Origin of the sequence: Krasilnikovia sp. MM14-A1004 (assembly GCF_047159485.1) — a bacterium.
GTDB lineage: Bacteria > Actinomycetota > Actinomycetes > Mycobacteriales > Micromonosporaceae > Actinoplanes.
Genome location: NZ_AP038773.1, coordinates 4,675,044 through 4,688,048 on the forward strand (window position 1 = coordinate 4,675,044; position 13,005 = coordinate 4,688,048).

Annotated in this window: 10 protein-coding genes; 3 read left to right on the top strand and 7 right to left on the bottom strand. The window is 73.8% G+C overall.

Features of this window, described 5'->3' with window-relative positions; genetic code table 11:
* Positions 1-85: 85 nt before the first annotated feature.
* The 5 genes from ACMCNN_RS19925 to ACMCNN_RS19945 all read right to left on the bottom strand — a co-directional run bounded on the left by ACMCNN_RS19925 (position 86) and on the right by ACMCNN_RS19945 (position 6,020).
* On the bottom strand, positions 86-3,727 hold the full coding sequence (locus ACMCNN_RS19925) for an SCO7613 C-terminal domain-containing membrane protein (RefSeq protein ID WP_412742030.1): 3,642 nt from the start codon (positions 3,725-3,727) through the stop codon (positions 86-88).
* Positions 3,728-3,901: 174 nt separating this feature from the next.
* Entirely contained in the window at positions 3,902-4,294 is a 393-nt protein-coding gene (locus ACMCNN_RS19930; protein WP_412742031.1) for a TIGR03668 family PPOX class F420-dependent oxidoreductase, read from the bottom strand.
* Positions 4,291-5,121: an LLM class F420-dependent oxidoreductase gene (locus ACMCNN_RS19935; protein WP_412742032.1), complete on the bottom strand. Its 831-nt coding sequence runs from the start codon at positions 5,119-5,121 to the stop codon at positions 4,291-4,293. The genes ACMCNN_RS19930 and ACMCNN_RS19935 overlap by 4 nt, the downstream gene beginning before the upstream one ends.
* Positions 5,122-5,140: 19 nt before the next feature.
* Positions 5,141-5,665, bottom strand: coding sequence for a GNAT family N-acetyltransferase (locus ACMCNN_RS19940; RefSeq protein ID WP_412742033.1), 525 nt, complete (start codon positions 5,663-5,665; stop codon positions 5,141-5,143).
* Positions 5,666-5,738: 73 nt separating this feature from the next.
* Positions 5,739-6,020: a hypothetical protein gene (locus ACMCNN_RS19945; RefSeq protein WP_412742034.1), complete on the bottom strand. Its 282-nt coding sequence runs from the start codon at positions 6,018-6,020 to the stop codon at positions 5,739-5,741.
* A 410-nt stretch (positions 6,021-6,430) separates the two neighbouring features.
* Between ACMCNN_RS19945 and ACMCNN_RS19950 the strand changes: the two genes are divergently transcribed.
* The 3 genes from ACMCNN_RS19950 to ACMCNN_RS19960 all read left to right on the top strand — a co-directional run bounded on the left by ACMCNN_RS19950 (position 6,431) and on the right by ACMCNN_RS19960 (position 11,117).
* Positions 6,431-7,495, top strand: a complete 1,065-nt coding sequence (locus tag ACMCNN_RS19950; protein ID WP_412742035.1) for a helix-turn-helix domain-containing protein — start codon at positions 6,431-6,433, stop codon at positions 7,493-7,495.
* Positions 7,492-8,670: a hypothetical protein gene (locus ACMCNN_RS19955; RefSeq protein WP_412742036.1), complete on the top strand. Its 1,179-nt coding sequence runs from the start codon at positions 7,492-7,494 to the stop codon at positions 8,668-8,670. The genes ACMCNN_RS19950 and ACMCNN_RS19955 overlap by 4 nt, the downstream gene beginning before the upstream one ends.
* A 143-nt stretch (positions 8,671-8,813) precedes the next feature.
* Entirely contained in the window at positions 8,814-11,117 is a 2,304-nt protein-coding gene (locus tag ACMCNN_RS19960; RefSeq protein WP_412742037.1) for a glycogen debranching protein, read from the top strand.
* A gap of 10 nt (positions 11,118-11,127) precedes the next feature.
* Here the strand turns inward: ACMCNN_RS19960 and ACMCNN_RS19965 are convergent, their stop codons facing one another.
* A complete protein-coding gene (locus ACMCNN_RS19965; RefSeq protein WP_412747215.1) occupies positions 11,128-11,946 on the bottom strand; it encodes a polysaccharide deacetylase family protein in 819 nt (272 codons plus the stop codon).
* Positions 11,947-12,070: 124 nt separating this feature from the next.
* The gene (locus ACMCNN_RS19970) at positions 12,071-12,952 is read right to left on the bottom strand and encodes a LysR family transcriptional regulator ArgP (RefSeq protein WP_412742038.1); all 882 of its coding nucleotides are present in this window, start codon (positions 12,950-12,952) and stop codon (positions 12,071-12,073) included.
* Positions 12,953-13,005 lie beyond the last annotated feature (53 nt).

Genomic DNA, 13,005 nt, shown 5'->3' on the forward strand with positions numbered 1-13,005 from the left:
GCAGGACATGCCCGGGCACGGGACGGCTCGGGCACGGGACGGCTCGGGCACGGGACCGCTCGGGCACGGGACGGCTCGGGCCGCGTCAGGTGAGGCGGTGCAGGGCCGCGCGGAGCCGGGCGAGGTCACGGCGCCGCCGCTCCAACGTCATCGCCAGACCGACGAGCAGCAGACCCGCCGCGGCCAGCGGGATCCAGCGGGGCAGCAGATCCCAGATCAGTGCCGCCTCGTGCAGGGCCACGACGCCGAGCACCGCCGCACCGGTGACCACGGGCGCCTGCAGCCGGGCCCGGGCACCGAGCAGCACGACCGCCAGCGCGCCCAGCCCGAGCAGCAGCCGCCGGACCGGTTGCCCGTCGCCGGCCAGCACCACGGCGAGGGTGGGCAGCAGGGCCGCGCCGAGCGCCACCGCGTACGCGCTCCAGCTGGACAGGTCGGCCCGCGTACGCCGCGCCAGCCAGCCGGCCAGCAGGGCGACCGCGGCCGCCGGCAGGGTGTACGCCTCCACGAGGGACACCCGCTGGGCGTCGAGGAGCAGCCACCACCCGGCCAGTTCCGCGGCCGCGGCCGCGACGATGTGGATCCGGCGGGTCGTGGGCGACTCACCGGAGCGCAACGCGCGCACCCCGACGGCGACACCCCACAGGGCGCACACCACGGCCGCGTACCGGGTTCCGGCGCTGAGCAGCAACGCCGCGACCGCGCCGGCGTGCGCGGCGGCCTGCACCGCCCGCCCCTCGACGGGGCGCCGCCCGGCCAGCAGCGCCCCCAGCGCCAGCGCCGCCGCCGCGGCGCCCAGCACCGGGAGCGCGGTGTGCGCCACCGGCAGCCCGGCAGCCCGCCCGGCCGTGTACGCGAACCCCAGGCCCGCACCGACCGCGCCGAGCCAGCCCGCGAGCCGCGCCGGCAGGTCGCGCGCGGCGGCACCGATCGCGGCACCGACGACGAGCACCCCGCCGAGGGCCACCAGGGTCGCCCACCGCGTCGGCAGCGCACCGGCCAGCCCCGCCGCGGCCAGCACGGCACATGTCACGGCGGTGGCGAGTCCTCCCCTCGCCGCGGGACGTCCGTCGGCCGGCGCCACACCGGTGCGGGGCGCTCCGGCACCGGTGGCCCCGAACCCACCGGTGCCGGGACGCCACGGCGGGCGTACCGCGACCGCCAGCAGCCCCGCCAGCCCGGCGAGGAGACTGGCCGCGGGCACGCCGGGCCAGGACACCCCGGCCGCCGCGAGCATCAGGGGTCCGGTCAGGGCGAGCGGCGCCGCGGCCGCCCAGTACGCGGCACGCCGTCCGGCCACCAGGGCCGCCGCGGGCACCAGCAACGCCACGGCGACGACATCCGCGACCGTCACCCGGCCGAGGCCGCCCGGGTCCAGCCCGACCCCGTCGGGCCGACCGGACCACACGTCGGCCAGCCAGCCCCAGGGCAGCACCAGCACACTCACCAGGCTGGTCGCGACCGCGCCCACCAGCACCACCCCGAGCGGTACGGCCGCCGCAACAGCCCGGATCCGCCGACCGGCGCCGAACCATTGCCCGTTCTCATCCGTCCGGCCGCCATGTCCTCGCCGGTGCCCGACGGCCAGCGCGACGAGCAGCAGGCCGGTCGCCGCGTACAGGCCGGCCGGGTCGCCGGACAGGACGGTCCACAGTGGTGCGGTGGCCGCGCCGAGCAGGGCGGCGGCCAGCGCGGAGGAGTCGTATCCCGGCCACCGCGCCGCGACCAGGTGCCGTACCGCGACGAGCAGCGCCACCCCGCCCAGCGCGGCCCGCGACTGCGCGGACGCGGACAGTCCCGCCGTCGCGGCACCCGCCCAGCCGATCGCGGGCACGGCCAGCAGGCCGGCCGCGAGGCCGATCCCGCCGATGTCGCGGCGCTCACCGGCGCCCGCCGCCACACCGATCCCCAGCGCCAGCACCCCGGCCAGGGTCAGTACCGCGACTGCGGGCCGTCCGAGGCCCACCGCGACGGCGTGCACCACGGGCACCGCCGCGACCAGCGCGACACCGCGCCGCAGAACGCCGCGCGCCACCACACCCGGGTAGGCCATGATCCGCACGGCCGCGCCCGCGACCGGCCCGGACCACACCGCGAGGCCCGCCGCCGCCCCGGCGGCCAGCAGGTCGAACGCGGGCGCCGACCACCATGGCAGGTGCAGCGCGGCCGGGGCGGCGAACGCCACCGGCACCGCGCCCACGACCACCACGGCGGCCCGCACACCGCGCGGCAGCAGCACCACGGCCCCGACAATCAACAGCATCAGTACGGCGGCCAGCCACCGGTCGCCCCCGACGACGGCGGCCGGGGCGGCGAACACCGGCCGGGCCAGCGCCCACGTCCCCCCCGCCGCGCCCACGGCCCGCTGCGCCGCGACGAGAAGCGGCATCCCGATGACCACGGCCGCACCGGTCCACGGCCCCGGCCGCACCGCGGACGGCAGGTACCGCAGCACCGCCACGACACCGACGGCCAGCAGCGCGGCCACGGCGGCGACCGCCACCGTGGCGGCCTGCGGCACGGCGAGCGCGGCCACCCGGGCCGCGCCGACACCCACCGCCACCACCGCCAGGAAACCGGTGACCGTACGGGCCACCACCGACCCGGAGACCACGGCCCCGGCGACGGCCACGGCCGACGCCGCGACGAGTGCCCCGGCGGCCACCGCGGCGGCGGCCACCGAACCGGCGACGGCGAGGGCGAGCAACGCGGCCAGCCCCGACGCGGACAGCCACGCCGCGCCGAGGGCGTACGCGGTCATCACCACCGCCGTACGGGCACCGCGCAGGTGGACCACGGCCAGGTCGACCACGGCCGTACCGGCCAGGGTGAACGCCCAGCCGGCGGCGCCGGGGTGCAGCGGCGCGACGAGTAGCGGCAGTACCGGCTGGGCACACAGCAGGGCCACGAACCGCGGCCCGACCAGTCCGGTGACGTGCTCGTATCCGGCGGCGACCGCGGCGGTGACCGCGAACACTGCACCGGCGTACGCCAGCGCCGAGTACCGGGCCACCCCGAACAGGTCGACGTACCAGGCGGCGTACCCGTCGAGCAGCACCAGCAGCAGCCCGACCGCGGCGAAGGTCTCCGCGGTGGCGGTCAGGCCGCGGCGCAGCGCGGCCGGCGGCGCGGCGAGCGCTGCCGCGGTGAAAGCGGCCAGCAGCGCCGCCCGGCCGCCCACGCCGAACTGCGCCCAGGCGACCGCCGTGAACACGATCGCGGCGACGCCGAGCAGCAGGCCACCGAGCAGGAACAGTACGTTCTGCACCAGCTTGCCGGAGGCCTCCGGCGCACCCGGCACCGCAGCCGCGGGCGCCGCCGAGCCGGGGCTTGCGGTCCCGAACGCCGCCGTCCCGAACAACGCCGCCCCACCGGACGACACCGCCCCACCGGACGACACCGCCCCACCGGACGACACCGCCCCACCGGACGCCGCCGCCCCGCCGGACCTCACCGCCCCGGCGGAGGCCGCCGTGACGGGCCGGGCGCGAGCCGCGCCCGACACCGAGGCCACGGCCGCGCGGACCCGGGCCGCCGCCGCATGGCGCAACCGCCATGTCTCGCGCAGCTCGGCATCCGTGGCGGCGAGCCGCTGGGTGAGAACACGGATCTGCCCGTCGAGGCGAACCACCTCGACAGCGTTCTGATCGGGGCCGCGGCCGCAGCCGGGGCATCCGGCGGCCGCATCGGCCGCAACACCGCAGTACGGGCATGGGTACGAGATCACGCCAAGATCCTCGCCGCCCGGCACGCGGCGCGGCTGAGTCGCCGTACTCAGATCGGTCCGGGTACCGCACTCAACCGCGACCGCCCTCCCCCGCCCGGCCGACGGACCGAACGGCAGCGCGACCCGGACGGCAGCGCGACCCGGACGGCAGCGGAACTCAGGCGAGGGCGAAACTCAGGTGGCGGCCCAGGACGACCACTGGCGCACCTCGATCCGCAGGAACGGCCCGGCCGGTGGCCTCGCCGCGTACTGCGGATACCGGGCGGCGAGCGCGGCCAACCCGTCGGGCGAGGAATCCAGCACGGCGGCGGTGCCGTCGGCGCGGACCCACCACAGCCGGGTCCAGTCGTCGTCGTAGTGGTCGGCCAGCACGCTGACCCGCGGCTCGTGCGCGATGTTGGCGAGACGGCGCAGCCGCCGGTGCCGCTTCGGTTTGTCGTCGACCGCGCTGTGGATGACGTCGCCGTCGAGCGCGAACACGATCGGCACGAGGTGCGGCGCGCCGGTGTCGTCGACCGTGGCGAGCCGGGCGACCCGCGCGGTGGCGAACAGCTCGGCGGGCGTCACCGGCCGGTGAGCTCCGCGATCGCGTGCTCCCAGCGTTCCAGGGCTTCCTCGACGACGCTCCACGGCCCGGATGGCAGCCAGCACGACGCCCGCCGCACGCCCGCGTGCTCCAGCTGTTCCAGCGCCTTGGGGTCGGGCGGCACGCTGAGTACCTGCACCTCGATCGGCCGGTCGGCGCGCGCCTGCAGCTGTGCGATGCGGGCGAACAGGTCGTCGTCGTGCCACTGCGGGAACCAGCCGTCACCCCAGGCCAGCACCCGGTCGAGGACGGTCGGGCCGCCCCCGCCCACCAGCACCGGCGGGTACGGCTGCTGCGCGGGCTTGGGCCATGACCAGATCCGGTCGAAGTTGACGAACCGACCGGCGTAGCTGGCCTCGTCCCGGGTCCAGATCGCCTGCATGGCCTGCACCCGCTCACCGAGCAGGGCCATCCGGGGACGCGGGTCGGTGCCGTGGTTGGCCATCTCCTCGCGGTTCCAGCCCGCGCCGACTCCGAACTCCAGCCGCCCGCCGGAGAGGTGGTCGACGCTGGCGACCTCCTTGGCGGTGGTGATGGGGTCGCGTTCGACCACGAGGCAGACCCCGCTGCCGACGCGCAGCCGGGTGGTGGCCTCGGCGGCCGCGGTCAGCGCGACGAACAGGTCGTAGCAGTGCCAGTACTTGCGGGGCAGTTCCGCGCCGTTGCGCCACGGGCTCTGCCGGCTGGCCGGGATGTGCGTGTGCTCTGCGAAGAACAGCGCGTCCTGCCCGCGTTCCTCCAGCTGCCGGGCCAGCGCGCCCGGTCCGATCCCGTCGTGGGTGGGAAAGTATCCGACGCCGTACTCCATTCCGGGAGTCTATGGGCGGTCACGGCCATCCGGGGCCGCCCCGGTACAGGTCCGCCACGAGGATGTCGTACGTTTCGGCGGCCGGGTCCGCCGTTCGGCCCGGTTCCGCGCCGAGGTCGCACAGCTCGGGTTCGTCGGGCTGCACGTAGCCGAGCCATTCGTACAGTCGCCGGGCGACCTCGTTGGACTTGTCCACACCGAGCAGGACCCGGGTGTGGCCGCGCCACCGCAGCCGCTGCTCGGCGTGGCGCAGCAGGGTGCGCCCGACGCCGCGGTGGCGATGCGCGTCGGCCACCTGCAGGTGGGAGATCATCGGTACGTCCGCGAGGTGTTTGCGGACCTCCGGCTCGTCGGCGACGTCCCAGGACACGAACACCGCCCCGACCGGCGCACCGCCGCGCCATGCCACGAGGACCTCGCCGAGTCCCGCCTCCTGCAGTGGCAGCCGGCCCGCGAAGAAGTCCCCGTGCGGCGTCCCGAGCGTCGACGACAGCCGGGCGATGTCCGCGGGCCGGGCGACACGGATGGCGATCCCCACGGTCACAGCTGATCCGACGCGCCCGACCGTGACAACCCCCACCCGCCTGCCACCGCACTGCCGCCGCCGTTGCCGCCGCTCACGTCGCCGTCACGATCGCGAGCGCGGCCAGCAGGACGGCGACCGAGGCGCCCAGCAGCAGGATGGCGGCGGCCGCCGAGCCGACCGACCGGGCGAGTTCGCGCAGGGGTGCCATGGCGTGGCCGACCTGCCGCCATGCGGCGGTCAGCAGCAGGCCGGTGACCACCAGCGCGACGACCAGGATGCCCGCCGCGGGCGAGCTGGGCGGTGACGGCTGAGGTGCGCCAACAGTAACCGGGATTTGATGTACGGACACCGCGAAGACGACTAGCGTGGACATTCAAGCAGGCCTTCCCTGGGATGAGGACAGTGTCTGCGGAGGACGTCTCCGGCTGGCCCCGGAGACGTCCTCATGTGTGGCGCGTTGGCGCGCCCGGTGCACGGCAGGCGGACTCTCCCCGGTGGACTCCGGGCACCCGACCGGTGGGGCGCTGACGAACGACCGTGCCGTACATGCATGACCGGCCCCTCCCGACGCGACGGACGGCTGAATTTCAAGGGCTGCAGCTGCCTTTCACCCTAAACTTCAGGGACCGCCTAAAGTAGAGGCATCACGGCAGTCGCGCGGGAAACCCTCCCGTGCCCGACGCTCTTTTCCCTGGTTCGTTCTCCCCCGCGCCACACGACCCGGAGGCCGTACGGATCGGGCTTCAGGGCCCGTGACTGAATCTTCCTGAAGGGAGCGCAACGATGCCCTCCGCCGCCGCCCACGGCACCCGGCTCGCCCGCCGCCTGCGAGAACTGCGCGTCACCGGGTGGCCCGGCGGTTCGTTGACCCAGCCGATGCTGGGCAGAGCACTGGGCGTGAGCGTCCCCCTGATCTCGTCCTGGGAGAAGGGCCGCAGCGTGCCACCGGTCCCCCGGCTGGAGGCGTACGCCCGGCTGTTCGCCACCGCGCGCACCACCGCGGACGGCCGCCCCCGGACGCCGCCGGCGGACCGGCTCAGCGACGGCGAGCAGGACACCTACCGCCTGCTGCTCACTCAGCTGATGGATCTGCGGGCGGCGGCCGAGCACACCTCGGGCTCCGGCCCGGCCCGCAGCCCGTTGCAGTTCCCCACCGGGCAGGCCATCACCATCGTCAGCTCGGAGCTGTCCGGCCCGGCCCGGCAGCGACTGCCCTACTCGGACCCGATCGATCCCGATTTCGTCAAGGCGTACCAGTACGCCGACCTGGATTCGCTCATCGAACTCTACGGATACGTCAAGGGCGCCAACCCGGCGAACCCGGTCCACATCGGCGTGCCGTCGAAGCTGACCCTGGAGCACCGCAACGCCCACCTGATCGTGCTCGGCGGCATCGACTACAACCCGGTCACCGCCGACATCCTCAAGGACCTCATCGAGGTGCCGGTCGCCCAGCGGGAACGGGCCACCGACGCCGACGCGGGAGCATTCACCGTACGCACGGGCACGCACCGGCGCGAGTTCCGCCCGCAGATCGTCGAGCGCGCCGGGCACCGCGTCCTCAAGGAGGACGTGGCGCTGTTCCTGCGCACCCCGAATCCGTACAACCGGGAGCGCACGGCGACGCTGTGCAACGGCATGTTCAGCCGCGGGACGTTCGGGGTGGTCCGGGCGCTGACGGACAGCTTCATTCAGAACCGTAACAACGAATTTCTGGCGGAGCGCTTCCAGGAGCACGAGACGTACAGCATCCTTTGCCGGGTGAAGGTCGTCGCCCACGAGATCGTCGTCCCGGACTGGACGGTGGACGACATCCGCCTGCACGAATGGCCGGAGGCGGGGGGATGACCCGGTCGGCGTCCGCGCCCCGGTCCCTGACAGCACCCACCCACCGCACCTCCCACCGCTCGCTGCTGACCCGGGTGGACGACCCGGCCGGGAGCGCACCGGTCGACGCGGTGATCGTTCCGGCCACGCGCACCGCCGCCGAACTCGGCCCGGCCCTGCGGCTGGCCGCCGCCCTGTCGTGCCCGTTGCTGGCCCTGTGCAGCCACGACACCGACGCGGCCGCTGTCGGCGCCGCCGCCCGGGCGATGCAGGCGACGGCGATCGCCGTGGACGTCGCGGGCCCGCTGGGCCTGCCGCGCCTGCTGACCACCGCCCAGCTCGCCGGCACCCCGTTCGCGCGGCGCACCGACACCTCCACCAAACGCAATCTCGGCCTGGCCATCACCCGGATGATGGGCTGGCAGCGGGTGTTCCTGCTGGACGACGACATCCGCGGGGTGCGCCCCGACACCGCGCAACGCGCCGCCGCGCTGCTGGAGCACTTCGACGTGGTGGGGTTGCGCAACGACGGCTACCCGGACAACTCGGTGGTGTGCCACGCCAACCGCGACACGGGCGGCGAGCAGGGCACGTTCGCCGGGGCGGGCGCCATGGTGATCCCGCAGGCCGGGGTCACCTCGCTGTTCCCCGACGTCTACAACGAGGACTGGTTCTTCCTGCTCGACGGCGTCGGCCTGGGCGCGGTCGCCGAGCACGGCACGTTCCGGCAGGAGCGCTTCGATCCGTACGTGAATCCGCAGCGCGCGGGCCGCGAGGAGTTCGGCGACTGCCTGGCCGAAGGGGTTTTCGCGCTGTTCCACGACGGCGGCAGGGTGACCGACGCGGACCGGCCGTACTGGGAGGGGTTCCTTCCGGTCCGGGCCGCGCTCATCGACGCGATCGGGCGGCGGCTGGCCGCGCAGGACCGGCTGTCGCGGGTCCGGCAGGCGCAGATCGCCGCGGCGCTGCGCGTCGCCCGCCGCAATCTGCAACAGATTTCGCCGAAGCTCTGCGCCGACTACCTGGCCGCCTGGCGCCACGACCGCGACGAGTGGCGGTCGTGGATCGAACGCCTGCCGCGGGACGGATCGCTGCCGGACGCCCTGGCCCGGCTCGGCATCGACCCTGGCCGAAGCGTCCACACCGGGCAGCCGGCCGCCGACGGCCGCCGGCTCGCCGCCATCGGTACGCGGTAACGCCGCGCCCGGCACGGGTGCGCGTGCAGCGGTCCGCCGCTGCCCGTGCCATTGACGTTCCTGAAACATGCTTGTAACTTTTTTCGTAATCTCTCAAGCGCTTGCAGAGCCCTCCACCCGCGCCGTCCCCTCGGGAGTCAGCCATGCGGCGACTGCTCTGTGCACTCTCCACCACCTTGCTCGCGCTGGCCGGGCTCGCCGTCCTGCCACCCACCGCCGCTCTGGCGGGCATCGACGGCCAGAAGCTCGGCGGGCGCCTCGACGGCACCAACGTCACGTTCCGCGTGTTCTCCGCGCACGCCACCCGGATCGCCGTCTACGTCTACGCCGCCGCGACCGGCCAGCAGGAGAAGGCGTCCTATGTGCTCACCAGGGACGCCGCCAACGTCTGGTCGGCGACGGTCGGCGTCGCGACCCTGCGGGCCGCCGGCGTCCCCGGCACGATCTACTACGGCTACCGGGCGTGGGGCCCGAACTGGCCGTACGATCCGGCCTGGAGCAAGGGCTCACAGGCCGGGTTCGTGGCCGACGTCGACGCGACGGGCAACCGCTTCGACCCCAACAAGTTGCTGCTCGACCCGTACGCGCGGGAGATCAGCCACGACACCGCGATCGACAACCCGGCCGCGACCGACTACGCCACCGGATCGCTCCGGCGGGCCGCCGACACCGGGACCATCGCGCCGAAAGGCATCGTGCTCGCAGCCGACACCACCGGCACCGGTACGAAACCGACCCGGGCCCTCAAGGACGACATCACGTACGAGGTGAACCTGCGCGGGCTCACCCGCAACGACCCCGGTGTCGCGGCGAGCGTCCGGGGCACGTACGCGGGCGCCGCGCTGAAGGCGGGCTACCTGTCGTCGCTGGGCATCACGGCTGTCGAGTTCCTCCCGCTGCAGGAGACCCAGAACGACGGCAACGACACCAACCCCACGAGTACGAGCGGCGACAACTACTGGGGCTACCAGACCCTGAACTACTTCGCCCCGGACCGCCGCTACTCGTCCGACACCTCGCCCGGCGGGCCGACCCGCGAGTTCAAGGCCATGGTGAAGGCGTTCCACGACGCCGGGATCAAGGTCTTCGTCGACGTCGTCTACAACCACACCGCCGAGGGCGGCCGGGCCGATCCCGCCGACAAGACGGTCTATCCGCTGTTCTCCTGGCGTGGCCTGGACAACCCCACGTACTACTCGCTCACCAGCGACCATCAGGGCGAGATGGACGTGACCGGGCTGGGGCACACGTTCAACACGTTCAACCCCACGGCCCAGAACCTGATCGTGGACTCTGTCGCGTACTGGAAGAACGATCTCGGCGTGGACGGCTTCCGGTTCGACCTCGCCACGGTGCTCGGCAACACCTGCCAGCACGGCTGCTACAGCTACAGCCGCACGAACTCCGCCACCGCGCTCAACCGCCTCACCGCCGAGATGCCGGCCCGGCCGGGCGGCGGCGGCAGCGGCGTGGACTGGATCGCCGAGCCGTGGGCCATCGGATCCGGCACCTACCAGGTCGGTAACCTGCCGGCCGGGTGGTCGGAATGGAACGGCATCTTCCGGGACACGTTGCGGTCCGACCAGAACCAGCTCGGTGTCACCACCGTGACGCCCGGCGACCTCGCGACCCGGTTCGCCGGCTCGTCCGATCTCTACGCCGACGACGGCCGCAAGCCGTGGAACTCCATCGACATCATGGTCGTGCACGACGGCTTCACCCTCAAGGACCTCTACAGCTGCAATGCAAAGAACAACAACCAGCCCTGGCCGTACGGGCCGTCCGACGGCGGCAGCGACGACAACCGGTCCTGGGACCAGGGCAACATCGCCGCCGACCAGCGCAAGGCGGCACGCAACGGGCTCGCCTTCCTCATGCTCTCCGGCGGTACGCCGCTGATCACCGGTGGCGACGAGACGCTGCGCAGCATGAACTGCAACAACAACCCGTACAACGTGGACAGTTCGGCGAACTGGCTGAACTGGTCGCCGACCGCCGAGCAGACGACCTTCCGCACCTACACCCAGCGCATGATCGCGTTCCGGAAGGCACACGCCGCGTTGCGGCCGCTGACCTTCTATGCGGCCGGCGACGGCAACGGCAACGGCCTCGGTCAGCTCGACTGGTTCACCCCCGGCGGCACGACGCCCGACGCCGCGTACTGGGGCGACGGCGGCAACCACGCTCTCGCCTGGCGCTACGACGGCACCGAACTGGGCGACACCGCCAGCGCCCTCTACGTGGGCTACAACGGCTGGTCGGGCGACGTGACGTTCACCCTGCCGGCGCCGCCCGCCGGGAAGTCCTGGTACCGCGTCACCGACACGTCGACCTGGGCCGAGGGTCCCGACCAGGTCGCCGTCCCCGGCTCAGAGACCGCCGTCGGCGCGCAGGGCAGCACGTACGTCCTGCACGGCCGCGCCGTGCTGCTGCTGATCGCCCAGTGAGGTGGCGCCGTTAGCCGAGGACGAACGTGTAGCCCTTGCGCTTCAGCTGGCGGATGGTGGAGTCGAGCGAGGCCACGGTGTGGCTGCGGTTGCCGCCGCCGTCGTGCATCAACACCACCGCGCCCGGCCGAGCCCCGCGCAGCACGCGAGCGGTGATGGTGTGCGCCGCCGGGCGTTCCCAATCCCGGGTGTCGACCGTCCAGCCCAGATTGCGCAGACCGCAGTCTCGGACGACGGCCCGCACCCGGGCGTTGGACGCGCCGTACGGGAACCGGAACACCGTCGGGCTGATCCCGGCGGCGGCGCGGATCTGGCGCTGGGCCGTCATGATCTGCTTGCGGGCGGCGGCGCTCGACAGCCGCGACATGTTCGCGTGGTTGCGGGTGTGGTTGCACAGCCGGTGGCCCTCGGCCCGGATCCGGCGTACGAGCGCGGGGTACCGGGCGGCGTTGTCGCCGACGATGCAGAACGTGGCCTTCACGTGGTACCTGCGCAGGACGTCGAGCACCTGCGCCGTGTACCGCGGATGCGGCCCGTCGTCGAAGGTGAGCGCGATGGTCCTGCGGGCGGCGGCCGCCCGTGCCGCGCTGGCCGGGGCGGCGCTGGCCGGGGCGGCGCTGGCCGGGGCGGCGCTCGCTGGGGCGGCCGTCGCTGCGGCGGCCGTCGGCACCCGCGCGCCGTTCCCCCGGATCAGGGAGTCCACGGACACGGCGACCGGGCTCAGCAACGCCGAGATCGCCGGCCGGTGCGGGTCGGTGGGCCCGGTCGATCCCGGAACCGCCGTGGCACCGGGTACCAGCGTGGCGAGCGTCATCAGCAGGGCGAGCATCACGGGCGCGATTGTGCCGTCGACGCCTGTAGTGGACCAGAGAGCGCACAGTAATCCCGTCAATGCGTCCGGTGCGCCGCGAATGCCAGAAATCCGCGCCATCCGGGCAGGAGCCCGAGGGGTGTCAGCGCAGCGCCGTGGCGGCGGCCGCCCGGACCGCCGCGGTGAGCGCCGACAGCGCCGTCGACTCCAGACGCCAGTACTGCCAGTACAACGGCACGTCGAGGTGGTGCCCCTCGACCAGCCCCACCAGACGCCCCGCGGCGATGTCGTTACGGGCGACGTCCTCGGGCACCAGGCCCCAGCCGAGGCCGAGCCGGATCGCCTCGTTGAAGCTCGCCGACGCGGGCACGAAGTGGGCCGGTGGGTCGATCTCGCGCCTCGTGATCGCGCGCGCGAAGCGGTGCTGCATGGTGTCCTTGCGGTTGAAGCGGACCATCGGCGCGGCCGGGAACGCGGTCGCGGGATCGCGTCCCGTAAACCACGCCTCGTGCACCGCGGGTGCGGCCACCGGCAGGTACCGCATCGCGCCGAGTCGTTGCACGCGGCATCCCTGCACGGCGACCCGTTCGGTGGTGACGGCGGCCATCACGGTGCCCGCGCGCAGCAGTTCGGCGGTGTGCCCCTCGTCGTCGGTGTGCAGCTCGAAGATCACCTCGGGAAGGGCGGTCAGGGCCGGCAGGAACCAGCCGGCGAGGGAGTCGGCGTTGACGACCACGGCCAACCGGGTACGGGCGTGCGCGCTGAGGGCGCCGCGCGCGGCTTCGAGGGCCTCGTCTTCCAGCAGCGCCACCTGGCCGCCGAGACGGACCAGGGGCCGCCCCGCCGCCGTCGGCACACATGGCCGTGCCCGGCGGACGAGCACCTGCCCGACCACCTGCTCCAGTGCCTTGATGCGCTGGCTGACCGCGGACGGGGTGACGTGCAGGACCCGCGCGGCGGCGTCGAAGCTGCCGTGCTCGATGACCGCCTGGAACGTCGCGAGCTGCACCGGGTCGAGCGCCATAAGCGATTCTAACGGGGCTGAAGAATCTTTAGCTGGAGTGCAGGACAGCCCCG

Coding starts and splice junctions, on each gene's coding strand:
- ACMCNN_RS19945 (WP_412742034.1), bottom strand. CDS start 6,020: ATGTCCACGCTAGTCGTCTTCGCGGTGTCCGTACATCAAATCCCGGTT.
- ACMCNN_RS19950 (WP_412742035.1), top strand. CDS start 6,431: ATGCCCTCCGCCGCCGCCCACGGCACCCGGCTCGCCCGCCGCCTGCGA.
- ACMCNN_RS19955 (WP_412742036.1), top strand. CDS start 7,492: ATGACCCGGTCGGCGTCCGCGCCCCGGTCCCTGACAGCACCCACCCAC.
- ACMCNN_RS19935 (WP_412742032.1), bottom strand. CDS start 5,121: ATGGAGTACGGCGTCGGATACTTTCCCACCCACGACGGGATCGGACCG.
- ACMCNN_RS19965 (WP_412747215.1), bottom strand. CDS start 11,946: ATGCTCGCCCTGCTGATGACGCTCGCCACGCTGGTACCCGGTGCCACG.
- ACMCNN_RS19960 (WP_412742037.1), top strand. CDS start 8,814: ATGCGGCGACTGCTCTGTGCACTCTCCACCACCTTGCTCGCGCTGGCC.
- ACMCNN_RS19970 (WP_412742038.1), bottom strand. CDS start 12,952: ATGGCGCTCGACCCGGTGCAGCTCGCGACGTTCCAGGCGGTCATCGAG.